This is a genomic window from Nonomuraea typhae, assembly GCF_009760925.1.
Taxonomy (GTDB): Bacteria; Actinomycetota; Actinomycetes; order Streptosporangiales; family Streptosporangiaceae; genus Nonomuraea; species Nonomuraea typhae.
In genome coordinates this window covers 447,221-461,771 of sequence record NZ_VRLV01000001.1, presented here as the reverse complement: position 1 = coordinate 461,771, position 14,551 = coordinate 447,221, and the positions used below count along the sequence as shown (strand labels likewise).

Annotated in this window: 10 protein-coding genes; 3 read left to right on the top strand and 7 right to left on the bottom strand. The window is 70.7% G+C overall.

Features of this window, described 5'->3' with window-relative positions:
- Positions 1-3: 3 nt before the first annotated feature.
- The gene (locus FVE25_RS02185; protein ID WP_157244668.1) at positions 4-1,050 is read right to left on the bottom strand and encodes a M24 family metallopeptidase; all 1,047 of its coding nucleotides are present in this window, start codon (positions 1,048-1,050) and stop codon (positions 4-6) included.
- Between the two features lie 185 nt (positions 1,051-1,235).
- On the opposite strand from FVE25_RS02185, the gene FVE25_RS02180 reads away from it, so the two are divergent.
- Complete coding sequence (locus FVE25_RS02180) at positions 1,236-2,963, top strand: glycoside hydrolase family 9 protein (RefSeq protein WP_246266527.1); 1,728 nt, start codon at positions 1,236-1,238, stop codon at positions 2,961-2,963.
- Here FVE25_RS02180 and FVE25_RS02175 read toward each other — a convergent pair.
- The 3 genes from FVE25_RS02175 to rhaI all read right to left on the bottom strand — a co-directional run bounded on the left by FVE25_RS02175 (position 2,941) and on the right by rhaI (position 8,999).
- Positions 2,941-4,728, bottom strand: a complete 1,788-nt coding sequence (locus FVE25_RS02175) for a serine/threonine protein kinase (RefSeq protein ID WP_157244666.1) — start codon at positions 4,726-4,728, stop codon at positions 2,941-2,943. The two genes, FVE25_RS02180 and FVE25_RS02175, sit on opposite strands and share 23 nt — an antisense overlap.
- A gap of 267 nt (positions 4,729-4,995) precedes the next feature.
- Complete coding sequence (rhaD, locus tag FVE25_RS54910) at positions 4,996-7,437, bottom strand: bifunctional rhamnulose-1-phosphate aldolase/short-chain dehydrogenase (protein ID WP_425489467.1); 2,442 nt, start codon at positions 7,435-7,437, stop codon at positions 4,996-4,998.
- Positions 7,438-7,844: 407 nt separating this feature from the next.
- Positions 7,845-8,999 (bottom strand): L-rhamnose isomerase, encoded by a 1,155-nt coding sequence (rhaI, locus tag FVE25_RS02160; RefSeq protein WP_157244665.1) that lies wholly within the window; start codon positions 8,997-8,999, stop codon positions 7,845-7,847.
- Positions 9,000-9,097: 98 nt separating this feature from the next.
- Between rhaI and FVE25_RS02155 the strand changes: the two genes are divergently transcribed.
- Both FVE25_RS02155 and FVE25_RS02150 read left to right on the top strand, forming a co-directional pair.
- A complete protein-coding gene (locus FVE25_RS02155) occupies positions 9,098-10,072 on the top strand; it encodes a LacI family DNA-binding transcriptional regulator (protein WP_343046127.1) in 975 nt (324 codons plus the stop codon).
- Between the two features lie 183 nt (positions 10,073-10,255).
- Positions 10,256-11,683, top strand: a complete 1,428-nt coding sequence (locus FVE25_RS02150) for a rhamnulokinase (RefSeq protein ID WP_157244663.1) — start codon at positions 10,256-10,258, stop codon at positions 11,681-11,683.
- 207 nt (positions 11,684-11,890) lie between these two features.
- Here FVE25_RS02150 and FVE25_RS02145 read toward each other — a convergent pair whose 3' ends face one another.
- The 3 genes from FVE25_RS02145 to FVE25_RS02140 all read right to left on the bottom strand — a co-directional run bounded on the left by FVE25_RS02145 (position 11,891) and on the right by FVE25_RS02140 (position 14,508).
- A complete protein-coding gene (locus FVE25_RS02145; protein ID WP_157244662.1) occupies positions 11,891-13,186 on the bottom strand; it encodes a dicarboxylate/amino acid:cation symporter in 1,296 nt (431 codons plus the stop codon).
- Positions 13,187-13,276: 90 nt separating this feature from the next.
- Positions 13,277-13,339, bottom strand: a complete 63-nt coding sequence (locus tag FVE25_RS56935; protein ID WP_376773472.1) for a putative leader peptide — start codon at positions 13,337-13,339, stop codon at positions 13,277-13,279.
- Between the two features lie 128 nt (positions 13,340-13,467).
- Complete coding sequence (locus FVE25_RS02140; protein ID WP_157244661.1) at positions 13,468-14,508, bottom strand: LLM class F420-dependent oxidoreductase; 1,041 nt, start codon at positions 14,506-14,508, stop codon at positions 13,468-13,470.
- Positions 14,509-14,551 lie beyond the last annotated feature (43 nt).

Below are 14,551 nucleotides of genomic sequence, written 5' to 3'. Positions count from 1 at the left end.
TCTCTATAGGACGAGCAGCTCTTTGGTCGTCTTCGTGAGGAGTTCCGGCCCGCCCGCACGCGTGACCAGCGTGTCCTCGATGCGGACCCCGCCCTGGCCCGGGAGGTAGACCCCGGGTTCGACGGTGATCGGAACTCGATCCTCTAGTCTACCGTTCCTGGACGGGCCCAGGAACGGCTCCTCGTGGATCTCCAGGCCGACGCCGTGACCGAGGCCGTGGCGGAAGTGCTCGGCGTGTCCCGCCTCGGCGATCACGGCGCGGGCGGCGGAGTCCACCTCCTTGGCCGTGGCGCCGGGGGCGAGGGCGTCGCGGCCCGCCTTCTGGGCGGCGGCGACCAGGTCGTAGAGCTCGCGCTGCCAGGCGGCGGGCTCGCCGAGGCTGACGGTGCGCGTCATGTCGGCGTGGTAGCCGCCGTAGTTGGCGCCGAAGTCGAGGGTGACCAGGTCGCCCTTGCGCAGCTCGCGGCCGGTGGGGGTGTGGTGCGGGATGGCGCCGTTCTCGCCCGCGGCGACGATGGACTCGAAGGCGATCTTGTCGGCGCCGAGTTCGACCATGCGGTTCTCGAGGATGCGGGCGACTTCGCGCTCGGTGACGCCCGGCCGAATACTTCCCGAAATATCGGCGAACGCCTGGTCGGAGATGGCGCAAGCCGTACGGAGGAGATCGATCTCCTCTTCGTCCTTGACCGCCCGCAGGAGCTCCGCGAGCGGCTCCAGCGGCACGAGCCCCTGAGCGCTCTCGCCCAGCCGCCGGAACGTCGCGACCGTCATGCCGGCCGCCTCGATCCCGGCGCCGGGTACGGCCAGCGCGCCCGCGGTGTCCGGCGCCTCGACGACGTCGATGCCCAGGTCACGGGCCATCTCGATGTAGCGGGAGTCGGTGGCCAGCGTGGCGGTGCCGTCCTCGCGCACCAGGACGGCGGCGTTGGAGCTGGCCAGGCCGGTCAGGTAGCGCACGTTGACGAGCGAGGTGACGAGCACGGCGGGCACGCCGCGCCCGGGCAGCATCGCGGCGAGGGCGGCTCTGCGCCCCGCGTGGGTGGCGGTCATCGGGCGGCTCCGGGCCGGGCGATCGCGAGGGTCATTTCGTCAATGTACGTGTATTGACCTCCGTCACGGTGCGCGGCTACCGTGCGCAGCAAGGTTAGTAAGGTTTCCTAACCTTCAAGGGAGCGTGCATGAGGCTGGCAGCGGCGCTGACCGCGTTAACCGTCTTGATCGCAGGGAGCCCAGCGATGGCCGACACAACGGCATACATCCGGGTGGACCAGGTGGGATTCGCCCCCGGGGAGGCTAAAACGGCCTACCTGATGGCGGATCGCCCCCTGCCCTTCACCGTGGTCGACAACCGGGGAAGAACGATGTTCCGGGGTACGGCGGGCCCCGACCTCGGCAAGTGGAACGACACCTACCGCCACGTCTACCGGCTCGACCTGTCCCGCCTGCGCCATCCGGGGACCTACCGGATCAAGGCCGGCGGGCAGACCTCGCCAACGTTCACGATCGCCCCGCCGATCGCCCTCACCGAGCCCGCGGCCAAGATCATGACGTTCTTCGGCGGTCAGCGCGACCGCTGGCACAAGACCGACCGGGCCGCCTACGTCTACGACTGGCCCACGTTCACCGGCCCCGACACCGACCAGATCAAGGGCGACCTGACCAAGATCGGCGGTCCGGTCGACGTCTCCGGCGGATGGTTCGACGCCGGCGACTACCTCAAGTTCACCCACATCCTCGCCTACGTGGACACGCTCCTCTGGGCCGCCAAACGCGACGGCGCCATCGACCCACGCCTGCGCGGCGAGGCCGGCCACGGGCTCGACTTCCTCGACAAGATGTGGGACGAGACCTCCAAGACCCTCTACATCCAGGTCGGCATCGGCGCCGGCAACGAAGAGGGCACCTTCGCCGGCGACCACGACATCTGGCGCATGCCGGAGGAGGACGACCACTCCAGCGAGAAGTACATCCGCGACCGGCCTGTCTTCCGCGCCGCCGCGCCCGGCCAGCCGATCAGCCCCAACCTGGCCGGCCGTACCGCCGCGGCCTTCGCGCTGGCCGCCCAGGTCGAGCCCGACCGCGCCCGCGCCCGCGCGCTCCTGGAGAAGGGCGCCTCGGTCTACGCCATGGCCAAGACCGAGAACGTCGGCACGCTCGTCACCTCGCTCCCCCACGCCTTCTACCCGGAAAGCGTCTGGCGCGACGACATGGAACTCGGCGGCGCCGAACTCGCCCTGGCCGCCCTGCGCCTCGGCGACCGGCGCGCGGGCGAATGGCTGCGCGCCTCGGCCCACTGGGCCGCGGAGTACCTGAAGCACGACGCCGGCGGCGACACCTTCAACCTCTACGACGTCAGCGCCCTGGGCCACACCGACCTGGTGAAGGCCATCAGGAAGACCGGCGCCGGCCGCCTGCCCGTCACAGACCGGCAGCTCGTCGCCGACCTGAAGGCCCAGCTCGACATCGGGGCGGCGCGGGCGGGCAAGGACCCGTTCGAGGCCGGCGCGGCCTACGACCAGTTCGACTCGGTGCCGCACGCCTTCGGCCTGGCCGCCACCTCGCGCCTCTACCGGTCGGTCAGCGGCGACCGCTCCTACGACGACTTCGGCACCCGCCAGCGCGGCTGGGCGCTCGGGGCCAACGCGTGGGGCGTCTCGTTCGTGTCCGGCGTCGGCGCCAACGCGATCACCTGCCCGCACTACCAGATGTCCAACATCACCGGCCGGCCGCCGACCGGCGCCGTGGTCAACGGACCCAACAGCGCCTCCCTGTTCGAGGGCGGGCTCGGCGGCCACATGGACCGCATGAACCCGTGCCCCGCGAGTGGCCTCGACCGCTACGCCCCGTTCACCGGCCGGGGCAGCCGCTTCGTCGACGACGTACGCTCCTGGCAGGCATCCGAGCCGGCCGACGACTTCGCCGCCGTCGCGCTGTACGCGCTCACCCTGATGTCCCGGGACTGAGCCCGACCCCGGACCTCGTCCCCTTCATCAGGCCCCAGTCCCTCAGGAAGTCCGCCAGCGGCCCCGAAGGGGACATCTCCCCGTCGCCGGTCGCCTCGACCAGGTCCTTCGCCGCCTCCAGAGCGTGGCGACGGGCCTGGTCGTCGCGTCCCCGCCGGGCCCGCTCGACGGCCTTGGCGATCTTCTTGCGGGCGTGCGCCGCCACCTCGCCGTCGATGCCGTTCACCTGCTGCTGGAGCCGTACCGCCTCGTCGAACCGCGACAGCCAGGTCGTCCAGCCGCCCGGCGGCGTCTGGGTGAGGCCGGTGGTGTCGCGCGGCTTGGGCTCGTCCAGCGGGGTGTCGGGGCCGAAGGACTGCACGACGTCGCCCGGGCTGGGAGTGTTCGAGGGGCGCTTCGGGGTCGGCGCGGTGGTCGCGGGCTGAGTGGGGTCCGGGGTGGCCGAGGGCGGGGGCGTCGTCGTCACGGCGGGCGCCGCCTCCGGGCGGTCCCGGCCCGACAGCACCACGAAACCGATCGTGACCAGGGCGATCACGGCCACGGCGGCCACCAGCTGGATGATCAGGCGGCGGTTCTGGTTCGGGGGCTCCTCCTCAAGGAGGTCGTAGACCGCGGTGTGGCCGTCGTGGCCTCCCGGGGGGCCGCCGGGGAGGTGGGCGCCGGTGGCGGGGATCTGGGCGGTGCCTTGCGCGTCGGGGTTGCCGGGGCCGGCACTCGGAAGGCCGTTGACCTGGAGGCCGCTGCTGTGGGGGCCCTTGCTATGAGGGCCGCTGCTATGGGGGCCGCTGCTCTGAAGCCCGCTGCTGTGGGGGCCGCTGCTGTGGAGCCCGCTGCTCTGAAGCCCGTTGCCGGGAAGGCCGTTGTTGTGAGGGCCGGGGCTCTCGAAGCCGGCGGTGTCAGGACCGGGACTCCCATGACCCTGGCCCTCGAGGCCGGGGTTTCCGAGGCCGGGGTTTCCGAGGCTGGGAAGCGGGCTGGTGCGCTGGGTGGCGCCCGGCCGGGCGATGCTCGCCAGGCGCCGCCGTACCGCCTCTCCGCTCGCCGGACGCGCGGCCGGATCCTTGACCAGCAGCGCCAGCAACAACTGCTCCAGCTCGGCCGGGATCGCGGGCCGGTGGCGCGTCGGCGGCTCAGGCGCCTCCGCCCGAATCCGCCCCGCCAGTTCCTCGCCGCTCCCCTCGAACGGCGGCCGCCCGCACAACATCTCGTAACAGACCGCGCCGAGCGCATAGAGGTCCGCGGCCGGGCCGCCGTCGCCGTCGAGCTGCTCGGGAGCCGTGTAGGGCGTCACCCGCCCCGCCTGATGCCCACCCGGGATCCCGAACCCGACCACCTTGAGCACGCCGCTGCCCGAACGGCGGAAGCAGCCGGGATCCACGTCCCCGTGAACCACCCCGGCCCGGTGCGCCGCATCCAGCCCGGACGCCGCCTGCCCGAACAGGTCACACGCCTCCACGATCCCCAGCGGCCCGTGCGCGGCGCGCTCCTCGCCGAGGCTCTGCCCGGTGAGGAACTCCATCACGAGGTACGGCACGCCGTCGTGCCCGCCGATGTCCAGGACCATGGCCACGTTCGGATGCACGACCTTGGCCACCGCCTGGGCATGGGCGTGGGCCTGATCGCCGGCCCCGGCGGTGAGCATCTTGACGGCCACGGTCCAGTCGGCGTTCTCGTCGTGCGCCCGCCACACCTCGCCGCCAGGACCGCGGCCGATCAGCTCATCCAGCCGGTAGCGGCCGGCGACCAGCTGCTTCTCCTCGGACATATCCCCGCCAATGCACTCAAGGTAGGCAATTGCCCACAACCTTAGGGGGCACGCGGGGCACGTGACGCCGCATTCCTCCCGTCCAGTCGCAAGAGGAGGGCCGGCTGTCGCCGCCGCCGGACGAGCCGTCACACGCGCCGGACCAGGCGTCAGAAGCGGAGGATCAGGCGCCAGACGCGGAGGATCAGCTGCCGCCCGAAACGAACCAGCGCCGTCCGAGACGAACCATCTGTCGTCCGAGACGAACCAGCTGCCATCCGAGACGGATCAGCGGAGGAACGCGGCGGCCACCCCCGCATCCACGGGCACGTGCAGACCGGTGGTCAGGGACAGGTCGCCCCCCGTCAGCGCGAACACGGCCGCGGCCACGTGCTCGGGGAGCACCTCGCGCTTGAGCAGCGTCCGCTGGGCGTAGAACTCACCCAGCCGCTCCTCGGGCACCCCGTAGACGGCGGCCCGGTTGGCGCCCCAGCCGGAGGCGAAGATGCCCGACCCGCGCACCACCCCGTCGGGGTTGACGCCGTTGACCCTGACACCGTGCTCTCCGAGTTCGGCCGCCAGCAGGCGTACCTGGTGGGCCTGGCCGGCCTTGGCCGCGCCGTACGCGACGTTGTTGGGTCCGGCGAAGACGGCGTTCTTGGAGGAGATGTACACGATGTCCCCACCCATGCCCTGACATATCAGGATCCGCGCCGCTTCCCGGGACACCAGGAACGACCCCCTGGCCATCACGTCATGCTGAAGGTCCCAGTCGTCGAGCGTGGTCTCCAGCAGGGGGCGCGACAGGGACAACCCCGCGTTGTTGACAACCAGATCGAGGCCGCCAAAGGCCAGCACCGCCTGCCGTACCACCTCCTGGACCTGCGCCTCGTCCGTCACATCCGCCCGGACGGCCAGCACGACGTCCCCCCGGACCGCCCCATCACGGTCCGCAAGGTCCGCTCGGATCCCCATCGCGACGTCCAGGCCAGTCCCGTCGCCCTCCCCTGAATCCGCCGGGATCCCCATCGCGACGTCCAGGCCGGCCCCGTCGCCCTCCCCCGGATGCGCCGGGACCCCCGTTGCGACGTCCGGGCCAGTCCCGTCGCCCTCGCCCGAATCCGCCGGGACACCCAGCACGCCGTCCAGGACCGCCCCTTCGTCCTCCCGCGCATCCGCCCGGACGCCCAACGCGACGCCATCCGGGTTGGCCTTCTGGCCGTCCGGGCCCGCAGAGGGGGCGATCTCGGCGGCGACCTTCTGAGCGGCGGCCAGGTCGCGGTCGGCGATCACCACGCAGGCGCCCTCGGCCGCCAGCCGCCGGGCGATGGCCGCGCCGATGCCCGACCCTCCGCCGGTCACGAGGGCGACCCGGGTGGCGAGGGGCTTGGGCGCAGGGAGGCGGCGGAGTTTGGCCTCCTCCAGGTCCCAGTACTCGATGCGGAACTTCTCGCTCTCCTCGATCGGCGCATACGTGGACAGCGCCTCGGCGCCCCGCATCACGTTGATCGCGTTGACGTAGAACTCTCCCGCGACACGGGCGGTCTGCTTGTCCTTGCCGAAGGAGAACATGCCCACCCCGGGCACCAGAACGATCGCCGGGTCGGCGCCGCGCATCGGCGGGGAGGCGGGGGTGGCGTGGCGGGCGTAGTAGGCGGCGTACTCCTGACGGTAGGCGGCGTGGGCGGCGCGGACCTGTTCCTCGGTGGGATCCGGCGGCAGGACCAGCGGGGCGACCTTGGTACGCAGGAAGTGATCGGGGCAGGAGGTGCCGAGCGCGGCCAGGCGGGGATGCTCGGCCCGCGCGAGGAAGTCCAGGACCTCGGGGGTGGCGGTGTAGTGGCCCACCACCGGAGCGTCGGTGGAGGCCAGCCCCCGCAGCAGCGGGAAAAGGGCGGCCGCCGTGGCCCGCCGTACGTCGCCGGAAAGGGCCGCATGGACCACCGGCCCAAAGGGCTCGGACCGCCCGTGGGCGGTGATGTAGCGCTCCGCAGTCCGGATGATCTCCAGGGAGTTGGCCTGGCACTCCTCAGAGGTGGCGCCCCAGGCGGTGATCCCGTGCCCGCCGAGGATGACGCCGATGGCCTGGGGATTCGCCTGCTGGATGGCGGCGATGTCCAGCCCGAGCTGGAACCCGGGACGACGCCAGGGCACCCAGACAACCCGCTCGCCGAAGATCCGCTCGGTCAGCGCGGGCCCATCGGCCGCGGTCGCGATCGCGATCCCCGCATCAGGATGCAGATGATCAACATGAGCCGCCTCAACCAGTGCGTGCATGGCCGTGTCGATGGACGGCGCGGCCCCGCCCTTGCCGTGAAGGCAGTATGCGAACGTGTCAACCATCTCGTCTTCCCGGTCCACGCCGGGATAGTTCGTTTTAAGGGCCCGGACACGATCCAGCCGCAGTACGGCCAAGCCGCTCTCCGTCAAGGTGCCCAGATCCCCACCGGACCCCTTGACCCACATGAGCTCCACCGGCCGCCCGGTGACCGGGTCCGTCTCCATGGCCTTGGCGGAGGCGTTGCCGCCGGCGTAGTTGGTGTTCCGCGGGTCGGCTCCCAGGGCGCGCGCCCGGCCGAGGAGCTCGGCGACCGCCTGATGGGGCCGCGGGCGAGCGGCTCCGCCCTCTGAGTGGACCCGGTCGCCGGGACCGCCCCCACCCTCGGGTCCGCCCCCACCCTCAGAGCCCTTCGCATCCCCGGCCCCCGTCACGCCTTCAGGCCCACTCACGCCCTCAGACCCCCTCACCCCTTCAGGCCCACTCACGCCCTCAGACCCCCTCACCCCTTCAGACGCACTCACGCCAGCAGCCCCCCTCACGCCAGCAGACGCACTCGGACCCTCCGGCGCGCTCTTGCCCTCAGGCGCATTCGGGCTCTCAGGCCGGGTCCTGCCAGCAGGCAGGCTGGCGCCCTCGGACCCGGTCATATCGGCTGGCAGGATCTCGTCCTCGGGGCCAGTCATATTCGGAGGCATGGTCGCGTTCTTGGGCACGCTCGGGCTCGCGAGCTCGGCCACATCCGCAGATGCGGTCACCTCGGCGCGCTCGGCCGCATCGGCTGATCCGGGCGGTTCGGTCTGCCTGGCCGGGGCGACGGGCTCGGGTGGCATGTCGGGGTCGATGGGCCGCTCGTTCATTACGCTCCCCAGCCTGCTTGGGCGCCGCCGACGCGGGTGGCGCTGATGGTCTCGAAGTAGCCGGATCTGGCATAGGCGGCCATGGGGTCCGGGTCCAGGCCGGACTCGCGGCGCAGGTCGGCCAGCAGCGGGCGGACGTCGGTGTTGAAGGCGTCCATCAGGACGGCGTTGGCCTGCAGGACGTCGCCGCCGTCCTGGGCGGAGCGCAGGGCGTCCCCATCGACCAGGAGGGCCTTGGCGGTGGCCTCCTGGACGTTCATCACCGAGCGGATCTGGCCGGGGATCTTGGGCTCGAGGTTGTGGCACTGGTCGAGCATGAAGGCCACTTCGTCGGTGTAACCGCCGCCCGCGACGACCTCGTACATGATGCGGAACAACTGGAACGGGTCGGCGGAGCCCACCATCAGGTCGTCGTCCGCGTAGAAGCGCGAGTTGAAGTCGAACCCGCCCAGCTTCCCCTCCCTGAGCAGGAACGCGACGATGAACTCGATGTTGGTGCCGGGCGCGTGGTGCCCGGTGTCCACCACGACCTGCGCCTTGGGCCCGAGGCGCAGGCAGTGGGCGTAGGCGGTGCCCCAGTCGGGGACGTCGGTGGCGTAGAAGGCGGGTTCGAAGAGCTTGTACTCCAGCAGGAAGCGCTGTCCCTCGCCAAGCCGGTGGTAAACCGATTCAAGGGCTTCGGCCAGACGGTCCTGGCGAGCGCGGATGTCGTCCTGGCCGGGGTAGTTGGTGCCGTCGGCGAACCAGAGCTTGAGGGTGCCGGATCCGGTGGCGTCCATGATGTCGACGCATTCGAGCAGGTGCGCCAGGGCCTTCGCGCGGACACGCGGGTCGGGGTTGGTGACGCTGCCCAGTTTGTAGTCGTCGTCCTGGAAGACGTTGGCGTTGATGGCGCCGATGCCCACGCCCAGCTCACCGGCGTGACGGGCCAGGTCCGCGTAGTCGTCGACCCGGTCCCACGGGATGTGGAGGGCGACCGAGGGGGCGACGCCGGTGAAGCGGTGCACCTGGGCGGCGTCGGCGAGCTTCTCGTACGGATCGCGGGGAACGCCTGGCTGGGCGAAGACCTTGAAGCGGGTGCCGGAGTTCCCGTAGGCCCAGGACGGGGTTTCGATGCGTTGCGCGCTGAGCCGGGTGCGGATGTCCATGCTCATCCTTTGAATCGTTTTAAGAGGCGAGAGTGACGGTAGACAGCCATGCGGTGCCCGTCAATTGCCGTCCAGGAGTTGATACGTTTTAATCAGGTCTCGTGGTGAACATCAAAGAGGTCGCCGAACGGGCCGGAGTCTCCCCCGGCACCGTCTCGAACGTCCTCAACCGGCCCGCCAAGGTCTCCGCCTCGACGCGCACCCGCGTGGAGGCGGCCATCGACGAGCTCGGTTTCGTCCGGCACGGCTCGGCCTCGACCCTGCGCGCCGGATACAGCCGGACGATCGGCCTGTCGGTGATCGACATCGGCAACCCGTTCTTCACCGACGTCGCCGCCGGGGTCGAGGAGACCGCCAGCGCGCTGGGCTACGCCGTCATCCTGGGCAACTCCTCGGGCTCGCGCGCCAAGGAGGAACGCAACCTCCAGGTCCTGGCCGAACAGCGGGTCCGCGGCGTGCTCATCACCCCGTCCGACGAGGACCCCGCCCGCCTGGACCGGCTGCGCGCCCGTGGCATCAACGTCGTCCTGGTCGACCATCCGCCCCACCGCACCGACCAGTGCGCCGTGTCGGTCAACGACGTGGTCGGCGGCAAGCTGGCCATCCACCACCTGCTGAAGGGCGGCGCCACCTCGATCGCGTACGTCTCGGGCCCGCTGACCATCCGCCAGTGCCAGGACCGCTTCGACGGCGCCTCGAGCACTTTCCCCGGCTCACTCCGCCTTCACCAGATGCCCGAGATGACCGCCCGCGCCGGCGAACAGGCCGCCCTCGACCTCCTGCGCACCGGCATACCCGACGCCGTCTTCTGCGCCAACGACCTCCTGGCCCTGGGCGTCCTGAGGGGCCTGCTCCAGGCCGGCGTCCACGTCCCGGACGACGTGGCACTGATGGGGTACGACGACATCGACTTCGCCTCCGCCTCGGCCGTCTCCCTCACCTCCATCCGCCAGCCCACCCATCAACTGGGCCGAGTCGCCACCGAGCTCCTCCTGGACGAGTGCGACCGCCCCACCGCCCATGCCCACCAGCAGATCGTCTTCCAACCGGAACTGATCGTGCGGGAGTCCACCCGATGACCCCCGCCTCACCGTCCTCCCTCTGCGGCGACCGTCCGTGAGGGGTGGAGAGCGCAGGTTGGTGGAGATGACGCGTGGCCGGGCGCGGCATCCGCATGAGGACGATCACGATCTACAGGAGGCCATGCCCATGAAACGACCCCTAGGAGTCCCTCCGATGGCCACGTACCGGGATGCACGTCGATGACGCGTTTCGCCGCTGTCGATCTGGGCGCCTCCAGCGGGCGTGTCATCGTCGGGGACGAGTCGCTGCGCCTGACCGAGGTTCATCGGTTCTCGAATGGCGCGTCGGTGCGGGACGGGGCGTTGCGATGGGATGTGCGCCGGATATTTCGTGAAATCCTGTACGGCCTGCAGCACGCCGGACCGGTGGATTCGATCGGCGTCGACTCCTGGGGCGTGGACTACGGGCTGCTGGGAGACGATGGTCGCCTCCTGCGGGAGCCGGTTTGCTATCGGGACGGGCGTACCGCCGAGACCCGGGCCCTGGCTCTCCAGCGGCTGGGAGCGGCGGGACTGTACGAGGCGTCCGGGCTTCAGCCCCATCCGATCAACACCGTCTTCCAGCTCATGGCCGACGACCTCACCGGCGCCGCGACCATGCTCCTGATCCCCGACCTGATCGCCTACTGGCTGACCGGCGAACGCGGAGCGGAGATCACCAACGCCTCCACCACCGGATTGCTGGACGTCCGCACCCGTACCTGGTCCGAGTCGCTGACCGGTGCCCTGAACATCCCGTCCCGCATCCTTCCGCCCCTCCGGCACCCCGGTACCGCGATCGGGCCGCTGAACCCGGCCTGTTCCCCGGAGGCCGGCCTCCCCTTTCCCGCCTGGAAGGCCGACGTCGTGGCGGTCGCCTCGCACGACACCGCCTCGGCCGTGGCCGCCGCCCCGGCCACGAATGAATCGTTCGCCTACATCTCGTGCGGCACGTGGTCGCTGGTGGGGGTGGAGCTCCGGGAGCCGGTGCTGAGCGCGGCCAGCCGTACCGGAAATTTCACGAACGAGGTGGGACTGGGGGGAACCACGCGGTACCTGCGTAACGTGATGGGGCTGTGGCTTCTCCAGGAGTGCCTGGCCGCATGGGGTTCGCCGGATCTGCCCGGTCTTCTGGAGGCCGCTGCCCGAGTGCCCAGGCTTCGGTCGCTGGTCGATGCGGCCGACCCCGCGTTCCTGGCCCCCGGCGGCATGCCCGGCCGCATCGCCGCCGCGTGCCGGGACGCCGGTCAGCCCGAGCCGTCCACTCCGCCGGAGACGGTCCGGTGCATTCTGGAGAGCCTCGCCCTGGCTCACCGCGCCGCCGTACAGGACGCCACACGACTTTCCGGGCACCGCGTTGAGGTCGTCCATCTGCTGGGCGGGGGTGCTCGCAACCGCCTGCTGTGCCAGCTCACCGCGGACGCCTGCGGCCTGCCCGTCGTCGCCGGGCCGGCCGAGGCGACGGCGCTGGGCAACATCATGGTTCAGGCCCGTACGGCCGGCGTCTCCGGCGACCTGCGCGCGCTGGTGGCCGGAACGCAGCGGCTGGAGACCTTCCACGCGCAGGACACCAGCGGCTGGGCGGAGGCGCAGGCGCGGCTGGACGACGCGAAGGGCGGGAAGCCTTAGGACTTCCCGCCCGAGACGGCAAGCCGTGCAGCGTCCGGCCCAGAGGCAACCCGGCCGTGAAGGTTCCGGAAGGCAACCCGGCCGCGAAGCTGCCGCGCCGTAAGCAACCGGCCGCGAAGCTGCCGGGCCATAGGCAACCCGGCCGCGAAGCCGCCGCGCCGTGGGCAAACCCGGCCGTGAAGGTTCACGGCCGGGTATCGGCGCAGGTCAGGCCGTGGCCGGTTCCGGAGTGGGGATCGGCTTGGCGGCCGGGGCCTCGTCGAGAGGCTGGGGCGGGGTGTTGAAGACGGCCTCGTCCAGGCGGCCCTCGGAGCGGGCGACCAGCACCGGGACGACCGCCTGGCCGGCGACGTTGGTCGCGGTGCGGATCATGTCCAGGATGGGGTCGATCGCCAGCAGGAGGCCGACGCCCTCGAGGGGCAGCCCGAGCGTGCTCAGCGTCAGGGTCAGCATGACGATGGCGCCGGTCAGGCCGGCGGTGGCGGCCGAGCCGACCACGGAGACGAACGCGATCAGCAGGTAGTCGCCGACGCCCAGCGGCACGTTGAACACCTGCGCGACGAAGATCGCGGCCAGCGCCGGGTAGACCGAGGCGCAGCCGTCCATCTTGGTGGTGGCGCCGAACGGGACGGCGAAGGAGGCGTAGTCGCGGTCCACGCCGTTGCGCTCGACGGTGACGCGCTGGGTGAGCGGGAGCGTGCCGACGGAGGAGCGGGAGACGAAGGCCAGCTCGATGGCGGGCCAGGTGTTGCGGTAGAAGCGGAGCGGGTTGACCTTGCCGAAGACCGCGAGCAGGGTCGGGTAGATCGCCAGCAGGACGATGAAGCAGCCGATGTAGACGCCGGCCGAGAACTTGGCGAGCGGCGCGAGGAGGTCCCAGCCGTAGGTGGCGACGGCCTTGCCGATGAGGCCGGCGGTGCCGATCGGGGCCAGGCGGATGACCCACCACAGGGCCTTCTGGACGAGTTCGAGGACCGAGCGGCTGAGGTTGAGGAACGGCTCGGCCTTGTCGCCGATCGCGAGCGCGGCCGCGCCGAGGACGACGCCCAGGAAGACGATCTGGAGCACGTTCAGCTCGGTGAAGGCCGTGACGATGTTGGTCGGGATGATGCCGGTCACGAAGTCGAGCCAGGTGCCGGCGCCCTCGGTGTCGACGGCCTTGGCGGTGCTGGTGTCGAGGGTGACGCCCTGGCCGGGGTTGATGACGAGCCCGAGGCCGATGGCGAAGGCGACCGAGAGGAAGCCCGTGACCAGGAACCAGAACAGGGTCTTGGAGGCCAGCCGCGCGGCGCCGTTGACGTTGCGGAGGTTGGCGACGCTGACCAGGACGGCGGTGAACACCAGCGGCGGCACGGCCAGCTTCAGGAGCTGGACGAAGATCTTGCCGACCTGGGTCAGGGTTTCCGCCAGCCAGGAGACGTCCCAAATCTTGGCGACGAATCCGAGGCCGATGCCGGCCACGAGGCCGGCGAGCAGCTGCAAGGAGAAGCTGAATCTCTTCACGTGAGGAAGACTCCGGAGTTTGCGGCATGCCGAAGGCACACCGAGAAGGAGGAAAGGGGTGAGTGGCGATCTAGCGCTGGACGAGCGCGATCAGCGACAGCTCGTACCCGTCACGCGGCACAGGTCGATGTGCAGCCGCTCCACGAGCCACACGATGACTACCGAAAACCTCACGAAATTTCACAACACATGCCATATTTCGCCGTATTCCCGGCAAACAGGGTGACCTCCCTCACACAAGCAAAAGGGGGCCCACAGGATATGCGGGCCCCCAAAGGGGATCAGGCGGCCAGATCCCTCACTTTCTCCACCAGCCGCAACCGCTCCTCATGCGTGCCGGCCAGCGGCGTCACGTTCAGCGTCGTGACACCCGACTCCTTGAGCGCCTGGATCCGGTCCCTGACGAACCCCTCCGACCCGATGAGCGACATCTTCTCCAGCAGCTCCTGCGGCACCAGCGCCGCCGCCTCCTGCTTCTTGCCCTCGAGGTAGAGGTCCTGGATCTGCTCGGCCTCCTTCTCGTAGCCGTAGCGCCGGGCCAGCTCGTTGTAGAAGTTGCGCCCCTTGGCCCCCATCCCGCCGATGTACAGGGCGGCCATCCCCCGCCCCAGCTCCAGCAGCCCCTGCACGTCGTCGCCGATCGCGAGCGCGGCCTGCGCGATGGTGTCCAGGGGCCCGAGGGACGGATCACGACGGGCCCGGCCGGCGGCCAGCGACGGCCCCCAGACCTCCCCGGCCTTCTCCGGCACGTAGAAGATCGGCTCCCAGCCCTCGGCGATCTCGGCGGTGAGCTCGACGTTCTTGGGCCCGATGGCCGCCACCACGATCGGGATGCGCGGCCGTACCGGATGGTTGATGAGCTTCAGCGGCTTGCCCAGCCCGGTGCCCTGCTCGGGAGGAAGCGGCAGGGTGTAGTGCTTGCCGGCGTAGGTCAGCCGCTCGCGCCGCCACACCTGGCGGCAGATCTCGACGACCTCCCGGGTACGGCCCAGCGGCGCGGTGTACGGCACGCCGTGGAAGCCCTCGATCACCTGGGGCCCGGAGGCGCCGAGACCCAGCGTGAACCGGCCGTCGGAGACGTAGTCCATGCCGGCCGCGGTCATGGCCAGCAGGGTCGGGGTGCGCGAGTAGATCGGCAGGATGCCGGAGGCGATCTCGAGGCGCTCGGTCCTGGCGGCGATGTAGCCCATCTGGCTGACGGCGTCGAAGCTGTACGCCTCGGCCACGAAGACGATGTCGAGCCCGGCTCGCTCGTAGTCGGCCAGCTCGGCGACCGTCTCCTTGAAGCCGCCTGAGTAGTTGAGCGCCATACCGATCCGCATGCCGGACTCCCTAGTAACCGAACTATGTTCGGCACCAGCCTAG

What these genes read in the sequence shown, in the direction of transcription:
- FVE25_RS02185 (WP_157244668.1), bottom strand. Translation starts at nt 1,050, where the DNA reads ATGACCGCCACCCACGCGGGGCGCAGAGCCGCCCTCGCCGCGATGCTG.
- FVE25_RS02180 (WP_246266527.1), top strand. Translation starts at nt 1,236, where the DNA reads ATGGCCGACACAACGGCATACATCCGGGTGGACCAGGTGGGATTCGCC.
- FVE25_RS02140 (WP_157244661.1), bottom strand. Translation starts at nt 14,508, where the DNA reads ATGCGGATCGGTATGGCGCTCAACTACTCAGGCGGCTTCAAGGAGACG.
- FVE25_RS02175 (WP_157244666.1), bottom strand. Translation starts at nt 4,728, where the DNA reads ATGTCCGAGGAGAAGCAGCTGGTCGCCGGCCGCTACCGGCTGGATGAG.
- FVE25_RS02150 (WP_157244663.1), top strand. Translation starts at nt 10,256, where the DNA reads ATGACGCGTTTCGCCGCTGTCGATCTGGGCGCCTCCAGCGGGCGTGTC.
- rhaI (WP_157244665.1), bottom strand. Translation starts at nt 8,999, where the DNA reads ATGAGCATGGACATCCGCACCCGGCTCAGCGCGCAACGCATCGAAACC.